This window comes from Pseudoalteromonas luteoviolacea DSM 6061 (genome assembly GCF_001625655.1).
GTDB lineage: Bacteria > Pseudomonadota > Gammaproteobacteria > Enterobacterales > Alteromonadaceae > Pseudoalteromonas > Pseudoalteromonas luteoviolacea.
This window is the reverse complement of the sequence record NZ_AUYB01000079.1, coordinates 41,032-63,123: the sequence shown is the minus strand read 5'-3', so window position 1 is coordinate 63,123 and position 22,092 is coordinate 41,032. Positions and strand designations below refer to the sequence as shown.

Genomic DNA, 22,092 nt, shown 5'->3' with positions numbered 1-22,092 from the left:
GATTAGGTTATCACCATCATAGCAAATAAAAGTTTATGTCACAGAAAAAGCATCCATGTCCGCCGGAAATATTATCGTCAGAAGTAGTTGCCAAGAGTAAGCTGTTTACTGTAGAGGCCCTTGATTTGCAATTCTCTAATGGAGAGCAAAGGCAATATGAGCGGGTTAAAGGGGGCAAGCGAGGCGCTGTGATGATTGTGCCTATAACTGCTGAAAATGAACTACTATTAGTGAGAGAGTACTGTGCAGGCACACATGATTACCAATTAGGTTTTCCAAAGGGGCTAATAGACCCTGGTGAAACACCTATTGAAGCGGGCAATCGAGAATTAAAAGAAGAAGTAGGCTTTGGTGCAAACTTTTTCACCGACTTAAAGACGGTTTCTTTGGCTCCCAGTTATTTCAATGCACATATGCATATTCTAGTAGCGAAAGATTTATATCCTGAGTGTTTAGAGGGTGATGAACCTGAGCCACTAGTGGTGGTCAAATGGCCACTTGAAGAGTGGCAAACATTACTTGAACAACCTGATTTTACTGAAGCGCGAAGTGTGGCTGCGCTATTATTGTTACAGCAGTTTTTATTAAAGGAGGTTTAAGTTGCAAACCTACTTAGAGCCTTGTATTGAATTGGCACAACTTGCAGGTAAAGCCATCATGGCTATCTACCAGCAAGACGACATTGGGCAACAAGAAAAGTCAGATCACACACCCGTAACGGCGGCAGATCTTGCAGCTAATGAAGTGTTGTTAACAGGTCTTACAGCGCTTGCGCCAGATATCCCTATCATGTCCGAAGAGACTCCAATCCCACCTCTTGAGCAACGACAAAGTTGGCAGCGCTATTGGTTGCTTGATCCTATGGATGGCACTGGTGAGTTTATTTTAGAAAGTGGTGACTTCGCGGTGAACATTGCACTGATTGAAAATCATCAACCTGTACTGGGAGTGATCCACTGGCCAGCAAAAGGGATCACATACTTTGCCACTAAAGAAGGTGGGGCTTTTAAACGCGAACAAGGCCAAGACCAGCAAATTTTCGTCGCGCCACCAGATACCTTGACGCTTGCAGTGAGCCGTAGACAAAAAATAGAAGCGGTAAGCCAGTATCTTAATAGCCAATTCGATACCATAGCGCTGGGTTCGTGTTCATTGAAGGCTTGTATTATCGCAGAAGGTAAAGCTGACTGTTTTTTGCGAGTCGGACCTACCGGAGAATGGGATACGGGAGCTTCACAAGTCATTGTAGAAGAGGCGGGGGGGTGTATCACTGATGCTGAGTTCAATCCGCTTACGTATAATCAACGAGAGTCTACTGAAAATCCCGACTTCATTGTTATGGGGCATCCAGACTGGCAGTTTCAAAAGTTAATCAGTCCACATCAAAGGTAATTGAGATAGCTAAGCATGGTGCTTTTTAGTCCCTTAGTGGTGAGTAAGGGCACCTAATAGCGCTGGGTAAACGCAATAAAATGAGGCGTTGGCGCCAGAATTTACCCGTTTGAATGTTTTTTAAACGCTTAAAAAATTATTTTTCGTCAAATCCTTGCAATAAAAATAAATTTAGATATTATAGCGACCTCTTTACGGAAGAGCTTGAAAAGGTCTTTCTTAAAGTCGCATCGTAAGATGTATACAGGCGCGGGATGGAGCAGCCTGGTAGCTCGTCGGGCTCATAACCCGAAGGTCGTCGGTTCAAATCCGGCTCCCGCAACCAACTTCTTAGTTGAGAAAGAAGTAAAACAAACTTAACAATACAGGCGCGGGATGGAGCAGCCTGGTAGCTCGTCGGGCTCATAACCCGAAGGTCGTCGGTTCAAATCCGGCTCCCGCAACCAACTTCTTAGTTAAGAAAGAAGTAAAACCAACTTAACGATACAGGCGCGGGATGGAGCAGCCTGGTAGCTCGTCGGGCTCATAACCCGAAGGTCGTCGGTTCAAATCCGGCTCCCGCAACCAATTCCTGTATCACTCATTAATCATTTCTTATTTTTATCCTAGTGTTTTTTCTTTGTCTTATTTAATTGCATATTTTATCTTTAAATGTTGTATTTTTGCTTTTGTAGTAGCCTCAGTTAAGCTACCGAATGCTTATTCTTTAATATGAAATTTATTAGCTAAGAAAATGGTTATATCATTTGTAGCTACTGGTGATCAAAAGTATGGGCAAGCATGTGCTTACCCAAGACAAGTTAGAACTTTGCCGCATAGGCTTCAGCATGTTTCCACACTCTTAAGGTATTGCCACCCAAAATAAGTTTAATGTCTTTCTCACTATAACCTCTATCTAGTAGACCTTGCACGAGGTTAGGGTAGGTAGAAACATCTTTTAAGCCAGTTGGTAGTGAATCACCTACGCCATCATAGTCCGAGCCAATTCCAACGTGCTCTATTCCAATTAACTTTACGACGTGATCTATGTGATCCAAGACTTGTTCCAGTGTCGCGAAAGGAAAGGGGTTTCTAGCGATATAAGCGGCGCGAAAATCCGTTTTATTCGCTCCACGGCTGGTGGCTTCCTTCTCTTCTGCACTGCGTTTGTCGTACCAGCTGCGAGATGAATTGGTGACAAAACTTGAGCCAAAGTTAATTTGTATAACACCGCCATTCTTTTTCAATGCCAACAGCATGTCATCGTCCATATTGCGCTCAAATCCAGGCGTATACTTTCTCAGAGATGAATGCGAAGCAATGACTGGCACTTTTGATATTTCCATCACTTGATAGAAAGCGGCATCAGAAATGTGTGAAACGTCGATAAGCATGCCGATTTTATTCATTTCCACGACAAGTTGCTTACCAAAGGGACTCAACCCTTTCCATTTTCTACGCACATCGTATGAAGAGTCTGAGATATGATTACTTTGAGAGTGGGCGAGTGTGATATAGCGTACACCGCGGTCAAAAAAGTGTTTTAGATTACCTAGATCCCCCTCTATTGGTGAGCCATTTTCCATGCCCATGGCAATAGACATTAAGCCTTTATCAAATTGAGCTTCAATATCTTGGGTACTATAGGCCATGGCAAATTTATGCGGAGCGCGCTGTGCCAACGCTTCCATACCATCAATAAGTTGATTCGCAAGTTGATAGCTTTCGCCCTTGCCTTCAAACTCTAAATTCGCGGGAATATAAATCGACATAAACGGCGCATTCAGCCCGCCTTTCATCGCGCGAGGGTAGTCAAAGTCACCGCCTTTGGTCGCTTTTGAAACATCATCCCATTTTTCATTGATGCGGTAAGGAACGTCAATATGGGTATCGATAAGGAGGTTTTCTTGAGCCAAACGAATGGCACGTTCCGATGCAGTGTATTCTTTGGCATGAACAGAGGAAACCGCTAATGCGAGAACACACAGAGCTGAGCTTAACTTCATTTTTGCGCCTTTATTATGATTGTGAATTTTGATTGTAACAACTAATCAAAAAGGCTCAATCCCAAAAGCGCCATTCTCCATTGGATTAATAAATAGGCTCGGATTGATAGTCTTCACTCTGCATCGCATGAAACTGGGCTTTACTGACAATATTGACAGACTCATGAAATTCAGAAAACACAATCAAAGCCTCACCACTTTGCAGTTGAGATTTAACCTGAGCGACTTTTTGTTCAGTGCTCACTTCGCTGTCCCCATAGTCTGTGCCTTCGCGTAGTACATAGTGCTCAATAAGGCTCATGAGGGTGGTTGGGTCAATTTGTTGGTATGGGATTAGCATAATCGTCACTATTTAATAAGAGAATGAATATAGGCAGGAACGACTTGCTCAAGCCAGTAGATGGGTTTAAATGGGTTTGCACCAGAGATAAAGCCTACATGCCCGCCTCGTTGGGAGACTGCCAGCTGCACATGTTCGCTGATCTGAGCTGAAATTGGCACGGCTTGCTTAGACAGCATGGGGTCATCTTCTGCATGGATCAGCAAAGTGGGAGTTTCTATAAGGCTTAAATATGGTTGCGAACTGGCTTGAGCATAGTAGTCTTCCGCGCCTTTGAAGCCATGTAACGGGGCTGTGACTTGGTCGTCGAATTGCCAAAGGTCGTTTATATTGGCCAGTTGTTTCGCATCCAATTGGATTTGTCCGTTTATTTGATTAAGCTTACGAGAAAAGGAATGCTTCATTCGATCAAGCAGGTACTTCTGATAGAGTTTAAAGCAACTTTTGCGGATCACTTGGCAAGAAGAGGATAAGTGATAAGGTGCAGAAATAACCGCAGCACCCTGTAGACCGCTATTTTGACCTCGTTCACCTAGATATTTTGCCAGTACATTTCCGCCCAAAGAAAAGCCAACAGCAAAAATGGCTCGGTCCACATAGCGCTTTTTCAATGTGCTAATTAGGTAACCGAGATCTTGGGTTTCGCCGCTGTGATAAGCGCGCGGTTGTTTGTTGACTTCTCGTGAGCAATTGCGAAAGTGCATCAATACAGCGTCTAAACCAGTGTTTGCAAGCGCGCGTAGCATGCCCTTTGCGTAAAAGCTATTTATATTGCCTTCTAAACCATGCAAAACAACCACGAGAGGTGCTTGTTTGTTTCCATTTTTTGCCCAGGCCAATTCAAGAAAGTCATCATCTGGCGTTTGAAGGTGTTCATAATGGACGTTGGCTTTAAGTCTAGGCCTAAATGCTCTTGGTAAAATGGTTTGGGCGTGACGATTGCGCATCCACCAAGCAGGTTTAAAAGTAAGATCTAGCTGCTGCGACATAAATCAGAAAAGTTCTCTTGCTAACACTGTAACCGTGCCAGTGTATCAAAGCTGCACAGAAAAAGATAAATAGCGGTACGAAATAGTCAGACGTAAATAAAAAGCACCCGACCAGCTAGGCTGATAAGGTGCTTTGTGCGTCGTGCTTAATTCTTGAAACGGGAACTAAATTTGCTTTAACAATTATTTTCGAACTACAAATGCTTATTCTGGAATTTCAGCTTCGTTCACTTTTTTCACAAAGTAATAAACATAGTAGATGCACAGCGCTATCACGATCCCAAGTATGCCAAAAGATAAAAACAACACGGGGTCGGTAAAGAAATCTCTAAAGAATACGTTCATGGCTGTGTCTCCTCAATTTGTCGATGAATTAATAGTAGAGGAGCGGTGGAAGGATCGTTATGATCGAGATCAAGTTTATAAATTAGCCGATATTGACTCGCCTTTACGCTTGATCTTGATCATGATTTGGCGCGCATAAACTGATGTACCAGAGACTCTGGCAAGTATAGTGCAAGATTATTTGCGCCGGTGTTGTGGGAAGGCAAGCAGGTGTTTACTAGTTCAATCAGGCTATGCTGCTGAAGCTTTTCCAGCTCCAATTCTGCTTTTAATAAGCTTGAACGGGCAGATGCATAATTAGGATACGCGTGGTGCTCATCTTTAAGTGTGCGGCGAAGTAAGCGATATGGTGATAAAAGTTGTTGATCTAGTTTTGCTGCACATAAGATCAGCGCCTCAACATCTGCTTGAGACAGTTGCTTATCTAATTCAGTCAAGTAGTCCAATAGCAGACATAAATTGACGTTTTTATTATGTGCATTTTGGAAGTGCAAAAGCACTTCCTCCATTTGCTTATTGCTATATAGTTGGCATGCGTAATGCCAGAACTGATCGTGCTTTAGCATACAGTGCCATTTTCTGCGAATTGACTTTCTTTCTCTTCTAACTCTTCGAGTGCCAAGAGTAAAGCTTCTTCGGTGTCGTTTAGCTCTGGTGTTAGTTTCGCCTGCTGAGCCAATAACTCGGTCAGTTTGGCTTTATTTTCAGCCTCATACAGTGAGTTATCGCCAAGTTGGACCTCTACTTCAGAGAGCGCACTGGTGAGTTTATCCAGTGATTTCTCCAATTTTTCTATGGATTTCTTGAGCGGTTGCACAGACTTTCTAAACTCTGCTTCTAAGCGCTTTTGTTCTTTGCGATTGACACTGGAGTGGGCTTTTTCTTCGACACCTGGTTTTTGTTTCGCTTCTTTATTCGCATTTAGAAGCCATTGGTAGTACTCATCCAAGTCATAGCCAAATGCACTCACCGTACCGTTATCAACCAGATAATACTCATCGGCGGTATTTTTCAGCATATGGCGGTCGTGCGATACGGTCACCATTGCGCCTTCAAAACCTTGCAAGGCCATGACCAAAGCATGGCGCATCTCTAGATCTAAGTGGTTAGTTGGCTCATCCAGTAACAGTAAGTTGGGCTGTTGGTATACCAACATGGCAAGCACCAGGCGTGCTTTTTCACCACCCGAAAATGGGGCTACTGGCTCTAATGCTTTGTCACCATGGAACGCAAACCCGCCGAGAAAATCTCTCAGAGATTGTTCTGTTGCTTGTGGGTCTAAACGCTGTAAGTGCGTGACAGCACTTGCATTTAGATCTAGTGACTCTAATTGATGTTGAGCAAAGTAGCCGACTTTTAAGCCTTGGTGCTGAAATACTTCACCTGCTTGCGGTTTTATATCACCCGCAAGCAGTTTGATTAGGGTCGATTTACCTGCACCGTTTCTACCTAAAAGGGCAATTCTGCTGCCTGGGACTAGGTTTAATTTGATTTGGTGTAGAATCGTGATATCACCATATCCTGCTTGAGCTTGATCTAAGGTCATGAGCGGATTCGGGATATTTTCGGGGTTTTCAAACTCAAAGCTAAAAGGAGAATCGGCGTGAGCAGGTGCGAGCTTCTCCATTCTTTCTAGGGCTTTCACACGGCTTTGTGCCTGTTTAGCTTTACTTGCTTTGGCCTTGAAGCGGGTGATGAACTTTTCTAAATGAGCAATGGTTTCTTGCTGTTTTTCATACATTGCTTGCTGCTGCGCCATACGTTCTGCTTTTTGACGCTCGAATTGTGAGTAGTGGCCTTTGTAGACATTGATACACTGTTGATCAATATGCCATATTTGATCGATCACGGCATCCAAAAACTCTCTGTCGTGAGAGATCAACACCAGTGTGCCTTGATATGCTTTCAAAAATCGCTCTAGCCAGTAGACAGCGTCCAGATCCAAGTGGTTCGTCGGTTCATCCAGCAACAGGAGATCCGCATCTCTGATGAGAGCTTGTGCCAAGTTGAGACGCATACGCCAACCACCAGAAAATTCACTAACAGCAAAGTCGAGTTGTTCGTTGCTGAAGCCTAATCCATGCAGTAGCTCACCCGCTTTGGCCTCAATGCCATATCCGCCCACTAGCTCTAGTTGCTGGTGGATTTTAGCTTGTGACTCACCATCTCCTTTAGCTTCTGCTACGCGCAATGCATCACGCAGCTTGTAATATTGTTCATGGCCTTGCAGAACATATTCAAGAGCAGAAATGGATAGGGCCGGAGTTTCTTGCTTTACAGAGGCAATCGACCAATCTTTCGGGATTTGAAAATCACCGGCATCAGCATGCAACTGTGACTTTAGTAGGGCAAACAAAGAGGACTTACCACAACCATTAGCGCCAACTAAGCCTACTTTATGTTGGGCGAATAAGGTTGCATTGGCATTTTTTAGTAGCGTTTTGCCACCACGTAACAATTCAATATCAGAAAGTTGGATCATAATATGCTCAGCTTAAATCTTCTGCCCGCATGATAACATGGATCTAATAGTCGACGACAAGCGTATCAAAGCGCGATGAACTAATATAAAATAACCCTTTCACAGAGAAGGCGGGGTAGTATTGTGAGAACGAAAAAGCGTTTTATCGCGGGCGCGTCGTGCCCAGCATGCAACAAAATGGATGTCATGATGTTGTACAAAGAGCACGATGTGGAAAAAGTTGAGTGTGTATCGTGTGGCCACTCAATGACACAACCTGAAGAGGCGGTACAGGCTTCAACCCGTCAATTTGAACAGGTTATTGGTGTATTTAAGCCACAGTAGCTGAGTTGTGATGCGCAAAAGCGCATCCAGGCATACTGATTAATAATGCGGTGGAGGTGGCTCCTGCTCAATGGGCATCATGTTGCTGTCTTTCCCTTCGCTAATTTTTTGCGCCAACAGCTTTATTTGATGTTGCATTGTCGCTAGGCGAGACTGATGGACTTTGAGCTCATCATTGAGCGTCTCTATGGTGTCTTCTTGAAATGCAACTTTGGCTTCAAGTTCAGTCACCCTGTTTTCTAATTCTGTCATTACTCTTTTACTCTTTCGAATTGTTCCATTAAGCCACTGGAGCTTTCTGTCACAAGCAGTGCATCTCGTTTGGCAAACGCCACATCGAACACAACAGCTGATTTTGGTCTGCTTCCTTCGCGGGGTTTGACGAGCCATGTATCTAACTTGGCACCATCACTGACTCGCCACAATGTGAGTTGGCGATTTGGTGAGCCCGTTGCAAGTAAATCACCTTGCTGATTAAAACGCACTGCACTAAATATCTTCTGGCGAGCAATATACTGCAATTGAGCGACAAGATCACCAGAGGTGAGCTGCCATATACTGGCTTTTTTCATGCTGTCAGCCGTAAATGCATATCGGCCTTGCGGATCGAGCGCTACTTTTGTTACGCGACTTGGGTGATTGAAACGATGTAAAACCTGACCTGTTCTAGTATCCCAAAAGTAGGCACTGTAGTCATTTGCCCCAGTCAAAGCAAAGTGGCCATTTGGCGATAAGGCAATACTGTTAATTTTTTCTTGGTGTCCAAGGAACTCTAAGCGTCTTCCGCTATCTAAGTCCAGATGCACAACTACATTGTCACTGCGGCCATATAATACGTAGCGACCGTTGTTGCTGACAGCGATGTCTCTAATTGTGCCTGTGTCTATTTGATAATAACCAATATTGTTGCCATCAGATAGACGCCATAGGGCAAAGCGATTATTGGCAGCGGTCACGGCTGTTGAGTTATCATGGGCGATGGCGAGAGAGTGGACCAAGTCGTCTGGTTGATCTGAATGTGTCCATTGATATTGGAGCCCATGGGCTTGGTTATCCCATAAAACCACACCATGCTCTACGGATGACACTAAACTGTAACGACCATCGTGTGAAATAGCAGCTGCAAATGCACCCCTCGCGGCGTGTTCCACGGTCAGATGGGCTTTTGAGCTGTCTGGTGAACACCCAAAGAGTGCGATGAGTGACGCACCGTATATGAGTAGTAGGTGCATTTTAAAAAATTTGGCCATAAATTCGGTATTTCCCCTTAACTCTATGATTTTCACCGAGTAGACTAGTGGTAAAATTGATTGGCCCACAAACCTGATATTAGCGTATCAGGAAACTAATGTCGTCTATCACACCGATATTTCCGGTGGACAGGTTGTCATGGTGAGAATCTTGGCATTGGCGGCAATGAGTGATAATGTGACATCACCTTTTTTATATTAATAATTATTTAACAAGACAATGAGGTTAGAGAGCAACATTGGTTTCTAGCTGCTCGGATGTCGGAGAGAATAAAATGAAACAAACTATTAAGCTGTCTTTAATTGCAGCGTCTGTACTTGCATTAACTGCTTGTAACCAAAAAGCGCAGGAAACTGCAAAGGTCGAAGAAGTAAAACTAGAGACTGAAGTTCAGCAACAAGCTTATGGCATTGGTGCTTCAGTGGGTAATTTCTTGCAAAAAGATCTTGCTGACAAAAAAGAGTTAGGTATTGAGCTTGACCAAGAACTATTAATGCGTGGCTTTAAAGACGCGCTAGCAGGTAATGCAAAGCTAGACGAAGAGAAAATTCGTGAAGTGTTAACAGCATTAGATACTTCTGTACGTGAAAAGCAAACTGCTAAAGCAGAAGCTGATGCGAAAAAGAATAAAGCAGATGGTGAAAAGTACCTTGCTGAAAACGCTAAGAAAGATGGCGTAACAGTAACTGAGTCAGGCCTTCAGTATGAAGTTATCTCTACAGGCGAAGGTAAAAAGCCAGTTGCAACAGACATTGTAAAAGTTCACTACAAAGGTACTTTACTAGATGGTTCTGAGTTTGATAGTTCGTATTCACGTAACCAGCCTGCGACTTTCCCGCTTAACCAAGTTATCGCTGGTTGGACTGAAGGTTTACAGTTAATGCCTGTTGGCTCTAAGTTCAAATTCACTATTCCTTCAGACCTAGGCTACGGCGAGCGTAACCTTGGTAAGATCCCTGCAAATTCAACGCTTGTTTTCGAAGTTGAATTGCTTGAGATCCAAGAAGATAAAGAAAAGCCTGCGGAGTAATTCGCAGCATTAAAAAAGGGCCCCTTGGGGCCCTTTTTTAATGGTTTATTCGCTGTGGTTTGAAAAGAGGTTATCTATCAACTCATCTTCTAATGCAAAACGCTGCTCTAGTGCTTCGCCTAATATAGAGAGATCTTTGTCAAAATCTTCTAAACCATTGTCAGTATTCGCTTCAGCGTACTTGTCATTAAAGTCCAGCGCTAAATCTGTAGAGGCGGTTATCTTAGGGTAGATAGAGCGCGCTAACTTTAGACTTTCGGGACCTTTTTCTTTGCAAGCAGCGACAATATTGTCATAAATTTCAAAGTGCCCAGCCGAAAGGTAATCCATCAGAATTTGACAAAAGGATTGGATCTGGACCTGCTCAGGCAGTGCATTATCGCTGTTTTCAAAAGGAGATAGGCCTGCGACTTTATAGTAAAGTAGCAAAAGCTCTTGACGTTCCATAAGCCAATTGTCGATTACACTATGGCTCCCTCCCCATTTTTGTTGGGCTTGTTCTAACCGTGAAAGCATAGTTATCTCCTTAGCGGGTCGTTTTGTTATTAGGCCCTGCAATGACCAAATTGCATGTTTGCAAAGAACACATTGTGTTTATGGGACGCGTAAACCTGACTCAGGTATGGACCCAAATAAAGACCACAATTTGGTACTACCGAATACGTTATCTTGCCTTCTATGAAAAGGAAAACTGATGAAAAGATCAACCACTTTTTGCAAAAAGGAGAGAATTTCTTTCATTTGTACCCTTGCTGGGTTTACTGAGTGTGGTTGTTAATAATTCTAATTAAGTATTAACTAACAAAGGCTTTGAAAAAGTGTTGTGAAAGGCACAAACAAAAAAACCACCCTAGGGTGGTCGAATGCAGTTTAGCTATTCGCTTGTTCTTATTAGAAGGTGTTTATTGTTGTTGTTTTGCGCAGCCATTTTATAGCAAGGTTTCCAAAAAGGTGCAAATACTCTCGTCGAGTTTTTTGTAAATGAGAGTATACGAGCATGATTAGTAAGGTATTTAAATTTGAGCTTGTGTGAAGAAATTTACGTTGTCGCCCAACGAGTGTTGCATAATCAAAGATAGTGAATGTTAATCTGGATCATATAGCGGCTATTTTCACGAGTGAACAACTAGGGACCATGGCCATAAGGTGATACAATTCGAGCAATTTTTACAGCACTGGAATTGAATAACGCTATGAGCGAGTTGAAAAATGATCGTTACTTACGCGCGTTGCAGAAGCAGCCGGTTGATGTTACACCTGTATGGATGATGCGCCAAGCTGGTCGATATCTCCCAGAATACAGAGCTACGCGAGCTCAAGCAGGTGACTTTATGAGTCTATGCAAAAATGCAGAGTTAGCCTGTGAAGTGACACTACAGCCATTGCGCCGCTACCCGCTTGATGCAGCGATTCTGTTCAGTGATATTTTGACAATCCCAGACGCTATGGGATTAGGTCTTTATTTCGAAACTGGCGAAGGTCCAAAATTTGAACGTCCAATCACGTCGTTAGCCGATGTACAAAAATTACCAAAGCTTGACCCAAATGATGACCTTGGTTATGTGATGAATGCGGTAAGTACTATTCGTCGCGAGTTGAAAGGTGAAGTTCCTCTTATTGGCTTTTCTGGGTCTCCATGGACATTGGCGACTTATATGATTGAGGGTGGTAGCAGTAAAACCTTTGGCAAGATTAAGAAAATGGCATTTGCGGAGCCACAAACTTTACACTTGCTGCTAGATAAAGTTGCTGACTCAGTTATCGATTACTTAAATGCTCAGGTAAAAGCTGGTGCGCAGTCACTAATGATTTTTGATTCTTGGGGCGGTGTGTTAAGCCCAAGAGACTACAAAGAATTCTCATTGCAATATATGCACAAAATTGTCGATGGCTTAATTCGTGACCATGATGGCCGCAAAGTTCCTGTGACCTTGTTTACCAAAAATGGTGGGCAGTGGATTGAGTCAATTGCTGCGACGGGGTGTGACGCAATTGGATTAGATTGGACTATTGATATCGCTGATGCAAAGCGCCGTGTGGGCGACAAAGTTGCATTACAAGGCAATATGGATCCAGCCATGCTACACGGTACACCTGAGCGTATTCGTGAAGAGGTACAATCAATTTTGGCAGGATTTGGAGAAGGAAGTGGTCACGTATTTAACTTAGGTCATGGTATTACACCTGAGGTGGACCCAGAGAATGCAGGCGTTTTTATAAATTCAGTTCATGAATTTAGTCGTCAGTATCATCAAAAGTGATTTTGAGAAGATAGTTAAAAACCCCAAGCAATGCTTGGGGTTTTTTCTGAGATATTAGTTATCGTCAAAAGCACGACGCATAAAGTTAGGTGTTGCCAAAGCGCCGTAGTGAATCCCTTTATTGTAGTACTCTGTGTCGAATTTCGCGTTATCCACATCTTGCTCTCTAAAGCCCGCAAACGCACTGCCTTTACGTGCAAGTGTCGCTGACCATAAGCCGCTTGGGTAGATTGGCTGTGGGAATGGTAAAGTTTGTAAGTCGGCAAATCCAACCTCTTTCATTGCGCAGCGTATGTCTTTTAGCAACGACATATGCATCAGCGGTGACTCACTCTGTTGTATTAAAATTCCACCTTCGCGAAGTGCCGCTAAGCAACTTGTATAAAATGCATGGTTAAACAGCCCTTCACCTGGGCCAACAGGATCAGTGCCATCTACAATGATGACATCAATAGAGTCTGCTGTCGCTTCACGCATATATTTGATCCCATCATCAAACATAACCGTAGCACGTGGGTCATCATTCGAAGCACAAAGCTCTGGAAAGTATTTTAAAGACATTTGTGTAACCACTTCATCGATATCGATTTGTGTTACAGACTCAACATCTGGGTGCTTAAGTACTTCACGCAAAGTACCGCAATCTCCACCACCGATGATGACGACATTTTTAGGTGCAGGGTGTGCAAATAAGGCTGGGTGACTCATCATTTCGTGATAGAAAAAGTTTTCACGTGTACTCACCATCGTGCAACCATCAATAATCATGAGGTTGCCAAAATCAGTGGTCTCGTACATTTCGACTTTTTGAAATGGAGACTGCACTTCGTCGAGCTTTTTGTTTATTCGCAGGGAAAAAGCACTGCCATCGCGGTCACTTATCTCTGTAAACCAACGGTTTGCTTCTAATTTAGACATTTTTGCCTTCACATTGAGTTATTACTTGGCGCAATTTTGCCAGCGCCGACTAATTTGCTCAATCTATTTTAGTAGAAAGCCGTCAGTTTGTCTGTGCGTAAAATCGTTACCGATTACGAGAGGCCCAGTCGCGAATAAAAGCGGTAATTGTCTATCGCTAAACAGGGATATGCGTATTAAAATGAGCAGAATATTGGGTTTTTATAGTTGAGATAAAGATGAAGTGGGGAGTTGAAACCGCACGTGAGACTTACAATGTAACACATTGGAGTGATGGTTATTTTGATATTGACGACAATGGTGCATTGGTCGCTTATCCTGATGGCGACCGTAACAAAGCGCCGATCTCATTATCGGAGCTAACAGAGCGCTTTAAAGAGCAGGGCTTGACCTTACCTGTATTAGTGCGTTTCACGGACATCCTACAAAATCGAGTGGATACCCTAACGGATGCATTCACCCAAGCGCGTGAGCAAAAAAGTTACCAAGGTAAATATACTTGCGTGTATCCAATCAAAGTAAATCAGCAACGCTCTGTTGTAAGTAAGTTACTGAGCCACCCGAGTGGTTTGGTGGGATTGGAAGCAGGCTCCAAGCCGGAGTTAATGGCCATATTAGGCCTAGCAAGTGCGCCGATCACCATTGTATGCAATGGTTATAAAGACCGAGAGTTTTTGCGTCTTGCATTAATTGGCCAAGCTATGGGACATCAGGTCCATATTGTGGTTGAAAAGTTATCTGAATTAGATGCACTCCTCAATGAAATCGATGACCTAAAAATTGAGCCGTCAATTGGTATTCGTATTCGACTCAATTCAATTGGCAAAGGTAAATGGCAAAATACAGGCGGTGAAAAAGGAAAATTTGGATTAACTGCTGGTCAGGTGCTAGATGCGGTGGAAACGCTGCGCAAGCAAGGTAAGTTGCATCTTATGCAATTGGTACACTTTCACATTGGCTCACAAATTGCCAATATCAGAGACATTCAGCGTGCTTTGCGAGAATGTGCACGACATTATGCAGAGTTGACCCAGCTTGGTGTGCCACTTAAAACGGTCGATGTCGGTGGTGGTTTGGGCGTGGACTATGAAGGCTCTGGCTCTCGTAGTGCATGTTCGATGAATTATACGGTGAATGAGTATGCGAGGAATGTCGTCAATGCATTTGCCGAGGTGGCGGAACAACACGATTTGCCCCACCCCGACATTATTACCGAGTCTGGTCGTGCACTGACAGCGCACCACGCGGTTTTGATCACTGATGTAATTGATATTGAGACAGCACCGAGTAATGAAGTTAATTGCCAGATGAGTGATGACGAACATCATCTCGTTCATGAGCTAAAAGGGGCATTGTCACGTTTAACACCGAGATTAGCTTTAGAAACTTATCATGATGCAATGCACCTGTTTGGTGACGCACATGATCAGTATGTTCACGGTTTGATTAGTATGCAGCAATGGGCGCAAATAGAGCGCTTATATTTTACCATTTTGCGCAGTGTACGAGACTGCTTAAATGGGCAATCAAGAGCGCATAGAGAAGTGCTAGATGATTTAAATGAGAAACTAGCAGACAAATTGTTTGTGAACTTTTCATTGTTTCAATCATTGCCGGACGTGTGGGGAATTGATCAATTGTTTCCTGTGATGCCCATTAGTGATTTGGACAAACCGCTTACACAAAGAGCGATTATTCAAGATATTACATGTGACTCAGATGGTCAGATCCGAGACTATGTAGAGGGTGCTGGTATCGAATCTAGCCTGCCTATGCCGCCATATCAACATGGTCAGCAGTATCACTTGGCTATGTTCATGGTAGGTGCATACCAAGAAATACTAGGAGACTTACATAACTTATTTGGAGATACTGACTCAGTACATGTAGAGCTAAGCGAGAATGGCTTTAAGCTCACAAATGCGCTTAAGGGCGACTGTGTAGAGGACGTATTACGCTTCGTTCATTATGATAAACAGCACTTACTGGATAATTTTAGCCATATTGTTCAGGGACTCAGTGCAGCACAAATAACAAAAGACGCCTACTTGCAAGAACTTCAGTCAGGTCTTGCTGGGTATACCTATTTTGAAGATTAAATAAGCACTGCTCTGATTTTTTCTGAGTAGGAAAGCGCGTATGATATATACAGCGATGGGTATCATTGCACTGTCGCTGTTTGTAGTTAAGTAGAATAACAGTAGTAAAGGAACTTCGCATGTCGTTAGTCCGTCAAATCCTAGGGTTGATTTTGTATGTTCTCAATACATTATTTTGGTTTGTGCCAATTTTTGTTTGTGGATTACTGAAACTGATCCCCATTCCAGTGCTTCAGAGGCTCTTGAGCAAATTGGCCAAAGCATGTGCCAGTATGTGGGTTGCGGGCAATAACATAAATCAACAATGCATTTCACCATACCAATTGAAAGTAACTGGTGCGGAGTCTCTCACCGAGAAAGATTGGTATTTGGTGATCGCGAATCATCAAAGTTGGGTCGATATTTTAGTGCTGCAACGTGTGCTTCATCGTAAAATTCCATTTTTGAATTTTTTCTTGAAAAAAGAGCTGCTATACGTTCCGTTTCTTGGTTTAGCATGGTGGGCACTGGACTTTCCGTTTATGACGCGTACGAGTAAAAGTCAAATTAAGAAAAACCCTAAGCTCAAAGGGAAGGATATCGAAACGACCCGAAAAGCGTGTGAGAAGTTTAAAACTATGCCTGTGAGCATAGTGAATTTTGTCGAGGGCACTCGATTTACTGATGAAAAACATCAGAGGCAAAATAGCCCATTCAAGCATTTGTTAAAACCAAAAGCGGGTGGTATTGCATTTGTTATGCAAGCGATGGGAGAGCAAATCAACCAAGTTGTTAATGTCACGATCCACTACCCAAATGGCGTTCCTACATTTATGGATTTTGTCGCTGGCAAAGTAGGTGAAATAAACGTTCAAGTGGAGCTGATGCCTGTTAGTGACAAGCTCGTCGGAGACTATAGTGGCGACAACGAATTTCGGGTCCAATTTCAAGGAGAACTCAACCGTTTGTGGTTGGAGAAAGATGAACATATCAAGCGCATTACTCAAACCGCAGAGTAGCAGTCACCAAGTAAGGTGGTTTATAGACGCCAATGCAAAGGAAACAAGACAATGAAAAATATGCTACCTAATTGGATTTGTGGTGCTATTGGTGCACTTTATTTAGTTCTCAATACTGTTTTGTGGGGCTTGATTATACTCATTCTTGGTCTCCTAAAATGGAGTCTACGCATCCAGCTGCTGTCCTCTTGTCTGCATTGGGCGTATCGCAAGTGGTGCGCTGGCAATCGTTTAGGGCTCAAGCTTGGCGGTGTAACATTGCATGTAACTATGCCCCAAGAAGTATCTATAAATGGGTGGTATCTTTTGATATCTAATCATATTAGTTGGCTAGATATTGTTGTTCTCAGTGCGCAAGAAGTGTTACCTGCTCCTAAGTTTTTCCTTAAAGATGAATTGAAGTATGTGCCTCTAATTGGTACTGGTGCGTGGGCGCTCGATATGCCGTTTATGAAGCGGGCCAGCAAATCAGAGGTCGCTAAAAACCCAAAGCTGAAACGTATGGATGTTGAGCGTACTAAGCAAAGTTGCCAAAACTTTAGGCACCATCCTACGACGGTGATCAATTTTGCTGAGGGCACCCGGTACACTCCAAGTAAGCAACGCCGCCAATCGAGTCCATATCCTAACTTATTGAAACCAAAAGCGGGTGGGACAGCTTTTGCGTTGGATGTCTTAAACGCTCAAATTGACGGTTTGCTTAACACTACACTGGTATATCACTGTGTAGACGCGCATATCTGTAGAGCATTTATGATGGGTAAATTGACCGCCATTACCGTTGAAATTGAATTTACACCGCTTGCATTGCTGCCGACGGGTGATTACCAAATAGATAAGCAATATCGTATTCAGTTTCAGGCTTATATGAATCAATTGTGGTTAGAGAAATCGAGGCGTATAGCCGCAATTGAAGAAAATTATCGTGCCGCGAACAGCGACTACGAACAGGAAGTGGGGCAGCTATGAATACGGGGCATGTGCAAGATTTTATCCTACCTTTATTTGGAAGTGCGCATGTGCACCCTTATATTTTAGCTGTCCTTACTAATGCCGTTTCATTTGGTTTTTTGGTCATTATTTTTGCTGGGATTAAGTTGGCATTGGTGCCCAAAGTTAAACAAATACTCTCGAGTTTTTCGCAAGCCAAAATCGCATTCTTAGCGCCACAATTGAGCAAATTGAGTGGCCGTGTTGCATTACTGGTTTGCAGTATTTTATTTGTTGTGATTTACAAGCACATGTTTATTGCACCTGAATGGGCCATGATCCAGCTTAAGGTAGCAGCGCAAGTAATCCTGATAATCGCGTTTGGTTTTTTGGTTAGTTCATTTATCAATATTGCACATGCCATTTATCAACAGCAAAAATTTGCAAAAGATGTGCCCATCAAAGGCATTGTACAGGTAACTAAGTTAGTGATTTTCATTGTCACCAGCGTGCTGGTGGTTAGCACAATGGTTGATAAATCACCAACCTATATTTTGTCAGGCTTTGGTGCCATTGCCGCGGTTACCTTGTTGGTATTCAAAGATACGATTTTAGGTTTAGTCGCAAGTATTCAGATCGCTGCTAACCGCCTAGTGGCAACAGGAGATTGGATCCAAGTAGACACTTTTGGCGCGGATGGTGAAGTGATTGATTTAGGCCTAAACACCGTGCGTGTGCGCAATTGGGACAATACAGTGACTACGATCCCAACTTATGCTCTGATCTCGGACTCTTTCAAGAATTGGCGGGCGATGCAGGAGTCACCAGGTCGTCGCATTAAGCGTGCAATCCCCATTGATATGAACAGTATTGAGCTGCTAGATGCACAGAAGCTTGCTCACTTCAAAAGTAAATTTACAGCGCTCGATACCTTAACTTTGCCTGATCAATGCAGTAATTTAACGCTCTTCAGAAACTATGCTGAATGGTTGTTAAAGCAACGGCCAGAAATAAATACACTTTGTACCTGTATGGTTAGAGAGCTGCCCCCAACAGAGCACGGTTTACCCGTTGAGTTTTACTGTTTTAGCAAAGATAAAAGCTGGGTCAACTATGAGCATATTCAGGCTGATATCTTAGATCAAATGCTGATATTACTGACCGAATTTGAACTCCGCCCTTATCAAGTCGTTAGTGCTTTTAATCGGTAATTCGAACTTCAGATCCAAAAGGCGCATTGTTGTGTCTTCTACACTTGCTGACAATTGATGAAAAATGATGAGTCTCTGTTCTATGCTTATGGTATGGTAATGACAGAGAATGTATTTTATTGTGGCGTTTCTGTGACAATAATATATGTTATAGTTCTTTATGTTTTGGAATAATTCAGTGGTTTTGCAGGGGAGCTGAGTATTTTGCATTTTTATGCGCGTGGTTTTTGAGTAGGTGATTGAATGAAGTTTTATACCGTGCTCATACTGAGCTTTTTGGTATTAATATATAGCGCACAAAGCCAAGCGGTTGAAAAAGTAGTGCATGTTGCCGTTGACCATGCCCCTCCTTATAGTCGCCTTAGCGATGATAGCCGCTCTCAAGGCTTGATACTTGATATCTTACGCTATGCACAACTAACAAGTGAAAAAAAATACAAAATCAATGCGGTGCCTTGTCCATTTTCTCGTTGCGTGAGACTGCTCAGCAAGGGGAAAGTGGATGTTATGGGAGGTTTGATCAAAACCCCTGAACGTCAGAAAATTATGTCTTTTGTTGAACCGCCTTATATGGTGCTCTCATCATCTTTTGTGTTTTACGGCACGGAAAGTAGCGGTATTGAAGTAAACAGCTACGAGGATTTGCAAGGTAAACGCATTGCGGTAATGCGTGGCGGTGCATTTTTTCCGAGGTTCGATAAAGATCAAAGCTTAAATAAAGTGGCTGTACCATCGGAGCGTGTTGCGGTTGATCTGGTTTTAAAGGGTCGCGTCGACCTTGTAATCGCCGTGGAAGATACCGCTGATGTTGCGATGGGAGTGCTCGAGCAACCTACACATAAACTTAAAAAAATGACATACCGCCATACTCAAGAAATTTATGGCTATATGGCCATGAGTACGGACTTTGCGGAGTCTGAACTCGGCACTCTTATCGCACAACAAATGTATGAAATGGCCAAAAATAAAACGTTAGATAAACTAGTCGCACCATACCAATTACCTAAAATACCATCCCATTTGATTGATTCTCCAAAGGTGCCTTCGGATTCATTTTCCCCTTAATGATATGCGTTGCTGAAACTCGCGATTCAGTTGCTCCGCCATATTGAACACCAGCTGTTCAAGCTGCTTGTAAGCTTCATTGGACGCCTCTGAATCTGGGTTTGCATCTGTTAATAATACAAACCCAGTTTGGCTATAAACATCAGCATAAAGGTGTGTCCTCGAAGCTGCACCACTGCCGCGTTGATATGACTGTTTGTTGTCAGTGAGCCAAAAATAACGTGACAATGGAGTAGGCAAAGCATACGTAGGTTGCATACTGGCGGCTAAAAAATAACTCAGGTCATTGGCTGTTGAAATGAGCTCACTTTTTGCCTGTGCTTTGGTAGACAAAGTTTGAAAACGGGTATTGTGCATATTAAGTGGCTCAAATAAATGTCTTTGTGCGAGTTCTGATATGGAAGATTGACTGGCTTGTTCTATGACGAAGGTCGCGAGCTCCACCCCAACTTGCGAATAAATCGCTGATGTCCCCGGCTCAAGTCCATATTGGCTCGAGAAATTCCCAGTATGATACAGCTCTCCCTCTGCACTTAAATATGCTGCTAAAAAATCCCCCCTGCTGAGTTTTGTATCCGCGCAGGTTACTGCTTGGCGTGTGTTTATCTGAGAGAGTGTAAGTATGCAATCGAATATGGCTCGGTTATCAACGATACCACTGGTATGAGTGAGTAGCTGTATTAGAGTTAAAGCATTGCTCTGGCCACTTGGGTATGCCAAAGGGAAGGGCAGTAAATGCTCGATAGGTTGGTCAAGAGCGAGATGACTTTCGCTACTTGCCGCTGCGATTGTAGCACCTATTAGCGTTTCATCTAAGGAAGCTAGGTAAAATGGAGTATCTGCGTTTACTGGATGCTGCGCTTCGGTCGTAAAACCATGGCTATATACGGTCTGTCCTTGTGAAATAATACTGACGGCAACCTTGGTGATGTTCCCATGTGTTTGCAATTCACGTACTTGATGTTCGAATTCATCAATCGTCATGTTGGGCTTGGGCGGCTTATTGAGCTTATTCAAAACGAAATCATAGGTTGAGAAGCGTTTCATTTCGATATCATGAAGACTGAATGCTGGTACGTGATGATCGGGTATAAATCCAATATGCTCAAACGAGTTGCCCTGCGCATTTCGGTAAACCTCATTAGATAAACTGAATTGCCAGCCATTTGGCAGTGAAAACCTTAATGCATCTGACAGTGCTCCCGCAGTTTCTTCTCCTACTTTAGTGACGTGATCGAGCTGATCCATGGCCATAGTAAATACTTCAGCGGCGCTGACTGTAAGCTGGCTGGTAAGCAAATAAACAGGTTTTGTATAAGCAGTTTGGCGGGCTGATAACTTTTGTCGTAAAGGGATACCTCTGCCTACTTGGTTGATAGCCTGCTTATTGAAGGCAAGTAATTCGCGATCAGCGAAATAGCTAGCGACTGCTAACGAAATGGCATCATCTCCTCCGGTATTGTGGCGAATATCAATGATCATTGCTTCGCTGTCTTTCAAATCGGCCATCGCATCAGCCATCATCTTGTGTGCGGCTTCTAGATGCTGCGTTTCGTCAGCTGCTTTATCTGAGTCAAAGAAGTTCATGTTATTGATTACCAATATTCCAACATTCGAGGCTGTTACTCCCCAAATTGCGGTGGCGTTATCACTGCCCTGTGGCAACGTATTGAGTGAATCAGGCGCAATGTAATGCGAGCTTACACGTTGCATTTGTTTTTGATAATGTTGATATAGGCTTTGTAAATCAGAATCTTGTCCTTGATATATACGAAAGTCTAGTTCGTTTTGAATGGCCTGAAGAATAGGCGTAGGCTTGCTTGAGAAATAGTCCTGCTGATGTGATGAAAGAGTGACATGCATATCTTGTAATGGCGCAACCATGTCGGAAAGCAGGCTAAAGAGGGCTTCATCAGACATAGAGTTATGGACCATTGGGCGATATAAATCGTACTGTGCCTGCCAATCAACATCACGAAGTGAGAAAAAGGCGTAGTAATCATTAAAAGTATGCCAAAAATAGTCAAATATCACATCTGGTGCAGCGGAGTCTGAAATGGCTATGGGGTTATTACAGTGATCTGGCAATGTATCGAGTTGGGTGTAGTAACTTGGGTACACCTGCCCTTTTGGAGCCACACGTAGACGCCTTGTATTTGAAAGTGCTACTGAATCCAGCTGTGCTGTCATGCCTGAGTGTTGCTGCTCGGATACTTGAATACATCCATAGCGATTGTATTGATATCGTACCACTCGATTCATCGTGATATTAAGTGCTTCACCATACGCGGGTTTTTGCCAAAAACCTGCTGAGCGCTGCAAATCAGAGCGATGATCCTGATTGTCTTGGCATCCGCTGAGCAGTAAAAGTGCTGCCGTCAAAATTGATGTGTACCCTGAAATCAGCCTCATTGTTGTCAATCCCTTGCAGTGTGGATATAGCGCTTTTAAAAGTGAGTTAGAGTCTACAAA

Annotated in this window: 21 protein-coding genes and 3 tRNA genes; 13 read left to right on the top strand and 11 right to left on the bottom strand. The window is 43.2% G+C overall.

Translation table 11 applies throughout. The features are described from left to right. Positions 1-35 precede the first annotated feature (35 nt). From nudE to N475_RS03765, 5 genes are all read left to right on the top strand, one after another. Entirely contained in the window at positions 36-599 is a 564-nt protein-coding gene (nudE, locus tag N475_RS03785; protein WP_063355812.1) for an ADP compounds hydrolase NudE, read from the top strand. A gap of 1 nt (position 600) precedes the next feature. Continuing rightward, positions 601-1,392 (top strand): 3'(2'),5'-bisphosphate nucleotidase CysQ, encoded by a 792-nt coding sequence (gene cysQ, locus N475_RS03780; protein ID WP_063355811.1) that lies wholly within the window; start codon positions 601-603, stop codon positions 1,390-1,392. 248 nt (positions 1,393-1,640) lie between these two features. Continuing rightward, positions 1,641-1,717 (top strand) — tRNA-Met (locus tag N475_RS03775). A gap of 44 nt (positions 1,718-1,761) precedes the next feature. Next, a tRNA-Met gene (locus N475_RS03770) sits at positions 1,762-1,838 on the top strand. A gap of 44 nt (positions 1,839-1,882) precedes the next feature. Continuing rightward, positions 1,883-1,959: transfer RNA gene (locus N475_RS03765), tRNA-Met, on the top strand. 233 nt (positions 1,960-2,192) lie between these two features. Here N475_RS03765 and N475_RS03760 read toward each other — a convergent pair. The 6 genes from N475_RS03760 to N475_RS03740 form a co-directional block, all read right to left on the bottom strand. Next, positions 2,193-3,377 carry a dipeptidase gene (locus tag N475_RS03760; RefSeq protein ID WP_063355810.1) on the bottom strand — a complete coding sequence of 395 codons (1,185 nt, stop codon included), beginning with the start codon at positions 3,375-3,377 and terminating at the stop codon, positions 2,193-2,195. An 85-nt stretch (positions 3,378-3,462) separates the two neighbouring features. Then, positions 3,463-3,717, bottom strand: coding sequence for a YheU family protein (locus N475_RS03755; protein ID WP_063364706.1), 255 nt, complete (start codon positions 3,715-3,717; stop codon positions 3,463-3,465). An 8-nt stretch (positions 3,718-3,725) separates the two neighbouring features. Continuing rightward, the gene (locus N475_RS03750) at positions 3,726-4,706 is read right to left on the bottom strand and encodes a hydrolase (RefSeq protein WP_063355808.1); all 981 of its coding nucleotides are present in this window, start codon (positions 4,704-4,706) and stop codon (positions 3,726-3,728) included. Positions 4,707-4,910: 204 nt separating this feature from the next. Further along, entirely contained in the window at positions 4,911-5,051 is a 141-nt protein-coding gene (locus tag N475_RS25820) for a hypothetical protein (protein ID WP_169809458.1), read from the bottom strand. A 119-nt stretch (positions 5,052-5,170) separates the two neighbouring features. Further along, positions 5,171-5,617: a TIGR02444 family protein gene (locus tag N475_RS03745; protein ID WP_063355807.1), complete on the bottom strand. Its 447-nt coding sequence runs from the start codon at positions 5,615-5,617 to the stop codon at positions 5,171-5,173. Beyond that, positions 5,611-7,533: an ATP-binding cassette domain-containing protein gene (locus tag N475_RS03740; RefSeq protein ID WP_063364705.1), complete on the bottom strand. Its 1,923-nt coding sequence runs from the start codon at positions 7,531-7,533 to the stop codon at positions 5,611-5,613. Before N475_RS03740 ends, N475_RS03745 begins: the two co-directional genes overlap by 7 nt. 123 nt (positions 7,534-7,656) lie before the next feature. Here N475_RS03740 and N475_RS03735 point away from each other — a divergent pair, with 123 nt between their 5' ends. Beyond that, complete coding sequence (locus tag N475_RS03735) at positions 7,657-7,857, top strand: YheV family putative zinc ribbon protein (protein ID WP_063355805.1); 201 nt, start codon at positions 7,657-7,659, stop codon at positions 7,855-7,857. A gap of 39 nt (positions 7,858-7,896) precedes the next feature. On the opposite strand, the gene N475_RS03730 is transcribed toward N475_RS03735, so the two are convergent. Next, a complete protein-coding gene (locus N475_RS03730) occupies positions 7,897-8,109 on the bottom strand; it encodes a SlyX family protein (protein ID WP_063355804.1) in 213 nt (70 codons plus the stop codon). Next, positions 8,109-9,089, bottom strand: a complete 981-nt coding sequence (locus N475_RS03725) for a WD40 repeat domain-containing protein (protein WP_063355827.1) — start codon at positions 9,087-9,089, stop codon at positions 8,109-8,111. Before N475_RS03725 ends, N475_RS03730 begins: the two co-directional genes overlap by 1 nt. Before the next feature lie 293 nt (positions 9,090-9,382). Here N475_RS03725 and fkpA point away from each other — a divergent pair, with 293 nt between their 5' ends. Beyond that, positions 9,383-10,138 (top strand): FKBP-type peptidyl-prolyl cis-trans isomerase, encoded by a 756-nt coding sequence (gene fkpA, locus N475_RS03720; RefSeq protein WP_063355803.1) that lies wholly within the window; start codon positions 9,383-9,385, stop codon positions 10,136-10,138. 45 nt (positions 10,139-10,183) lie between these two features. Here the strand turns inward: fkpA and N475_RS03715 are convergent, their stop codons facing one another. Further along, positions 10,184-10,654: an Rsd/AlgQ family anti-sigma factor gene (locus N475_RS03715; RefSeq protein ID WP_063355802.1), complete on the bottom strand. Its 471-nt coding sequence runs from the start codon at positions 10,652-10,654 to the stop codon at positions 10,184-10,186. A 677-nt stretch (positions 10,655-11,331) separates the two neighbouring features. On the opposite strand from N475_RS03715, the gene hemE reads away from it, so the two are divergent. Further along, positions 11,332-12,399 carry a uroporphyrinogen decarboxylase gene (hemE, locus tag N475_RS03710; protein WP_063355801.1) on the top strand — a complete coding sequence of 356 codons (1,068 nt, stop codon included), beginning with the start codon at positions 11,332-11,334 and terminating at the stop codon, positions 12,397-12,399. 54 nt (positions 12,400-12,453) lie between these two features. Here the strand turns inward: hemE and speE are convergent, their stop codons facing one another. Beyond that, entirely contained in the window at positions 12,454-13,317 is an 864-nt protein-coding gene (gene speE / locus N475_RS03705; RefSeq protein ID WP_063355800.1) for a polyamine aminopropyltransferase, read from the bottom strand. 218 nt (positions 13,318-13,535) lie between these two features. Between speE and speA the strand changes: the two genes are divergently transcribed. The 5 genes from speA to N475_RS03680 all read left to right on the top strand — a co-directional run bounded on the left by speA (position 13,536) and on the right by N475_RS03680 (position 19,620). Further along, entirely contained in the window at positions 13,536-15,416 is a 1,881-nt protein-coding gene (gene speA / locus N475_RS03700) for a biosynthetic arginine decarboxylase (protein ID WP_063355799.1), read from the top strand. A gap of 119 nt (positions 15,417-15,535) precedes the next feature. Then, a complete protein-coding gene (locus N475_RS03695; protein WP_063355798.1) occupies positions 15,536-16,414 on the top strand; it encodes a 1-acylglycerol-3-phosphate O-acyltransferase, YihG family in 879 nt (292 codons plus the stop codon). Between the two features lie 51 nt (positions 16,415-16,465). Beyond that, a complete protein-coding gene (locus N475_RS03690; protein WP_063355797.1) occupies positions 16,466-17,383 on the top strand; it encodes a 1-acylglycerol-3-phosphate O-acyltransferase, YihG family in 918 nt (305 codons plus the stop codon). Further along, positions 17,380-18,555: a mechanosensitive ion channel family protein gene (locus N475_RS03685; RefSeq protein ID WP_063355796.1), complete on the top strand. Its 1,176-nt coding sequence runs from the start codon at positions 17,380-17,382 to the stop codon at positions 18,553-18,555. Before N475_RS03690 ends, N475_RS03685 begins: the two co-directional genes overlap by 4 nt. Positions 18,556-18,798: 243 nt before the next feature. After that, positions 18,799-19,620 (top strand): substrate-binding periplasmic protein, encoded by an 822-nt coding sequence (locus N475_RS03680; protein WP_081215840.1) that lies wholly within the window; start codon positions 18,799-18,801, stop codon positions 19,618-19,620. Here the strand turns inward: N475_RS03680 and N475_RS03675 are convergent. After that, positions 19,606-22,032, bottom strand: a complete 2,427-nt coding sequence (locus N475_RS03675) for a serine hydrolase (RefSeq protein WP_063364704.1) — start codon at positions 22,030-22,032, stop codon at positions 19,606-19,608. The two genes, N475_RS03680 and N475_RS03675, sit on opposite strands and share 15 nt — an antisense overlap. Positions 22,033-22,092: the final 60 nt, after the last annotated feature.

Bases quoted from the DNA above. Each gene is read 5' to 3' on its own strand.
- nudE (WP_063355812.1), top strand. From the start codon at position 36: ATGTCACAGAAAAAGCATCCATGTCCGCCGGAAATATTATCGTCAGAA.
- N475_RS03760 (WP_063355810.1), bottom strand. From the start codon at position 3,377: ATGAAGTTAAGCTCAGCTCTGTGTGTTCTCGCATTAGCGGTTTCCTCT.
- N475_RS03755 (WP_063364706.1), bottom strand. From the start codon at position 3,717: ATGCTAATCCCATACCAACAAATTGACCCAACCACCCTCATGAGCCTT.
- N475_RS03750 (WP_063355808.1), bottom strand. From the start codon at position 4,706: ATGTCGCAGCAGCTAGATCTTACTTTTAAACCTGCTTGGTGGATGCGC.
- N475_RS25820 (WP_169809458.1), bottom strand. From the start codon at position 5,051: ATGAACGTATTCTTTAGAGATTTCTTTACCGACCCCGTGTTGTTTTTA.
- N475_RS03745 (WP_063355807.1), bottom strand. From the start codon at position 5,617: ATGCTAAAGCACGATCAGTTCTGGCATTACGCATGCCAACTATATAGC.
- N475_RS03740 (WP_063364705.1), bottom strand. From the start codon at position 7,533: ATGATCCAACTTTCTGATATTGAATTGTTACGTGGTGGCAAAACGCTA.
- N475_RS03730 (WP_063355804.1), bottom strand. From the start codon at position 8,109: ATGACAGAATTAGAAAACAGGGTGACTGAACTTGAAGCCAAAGTTGCA.
- N475_RS03725 (WP_063355827.1), bottom strand. From the start codon at position 9,089: ATGCACCTACTACTCATATACGGTGCGTCACTCATCGCACTCTTTGGG.
- fkpA (WP_063355803.1), top strand. From the start codon at position 9,383: ATGAAACAAACTATTAAGCTGTCTTTAATTGCAGCGTCTGTACTTGCA.
- N475_RS03715 (WP_063355802.1), bottom strand. From the start codon at position 10,654: ATGCTTTCACGGTTAGAACAAGCCCAACAAAAATGGGGAGGGAGCCAT.
- hemE (WP_063355801.1), top strand. From the start codon at position 11,332: ATGAGCGAGTTGAAAAATGATCGTTACTTACGCGCGTTGCAGAAGCAG.
- speE (WP_063355800.1), bottom strand. From the start codon at position 13,317: ATGTCTAAATTAGAAGCAAACCGTTGGTTTACAGAGATAAGTGACCGC.
- speA (WP_063355799.1), top strand. From the start codon at position 13,536: ATGAAGTGGGGAGTTGAAACCGCACGTGAGACTTACAATGTAACACAT.
- N475_RS03695 (WP_063355798.1), top strand. From the start codon at position 15,536: ATGTCGTTAGTCCGTCAAATCCTAGGGTTGATTTTGTATGTTCTCAAT.
- N475_RS03690 (WP_063355797.1), top strand. From the start codon at position 16,466: ATGAAAAATATGCTACCTAATTGGATTTGTGGTGCTATTGGTGCACTT.
- N475_RS03685 (WP_063355796.1), top strand. From the start codon at position 17,380: ATGAATACGGGGCATGTGCAAGATTTTATCCTACCTTTATTTGGAAGT.
- N475_RS03680 (WP_081215840.1), top strand. From the start codon at position 18,799: ATGAAGTTTTATACCGTGCTCATACTGAGCTTTTTGGTATTAATATAT.
- N475_RS03675 (WP_063364704.1), bottom strand. From the start codon at position 22,032: ATGAGGCTGATTTCAGGGTACACATCAATTTTGACGGCAGCACTTTTA.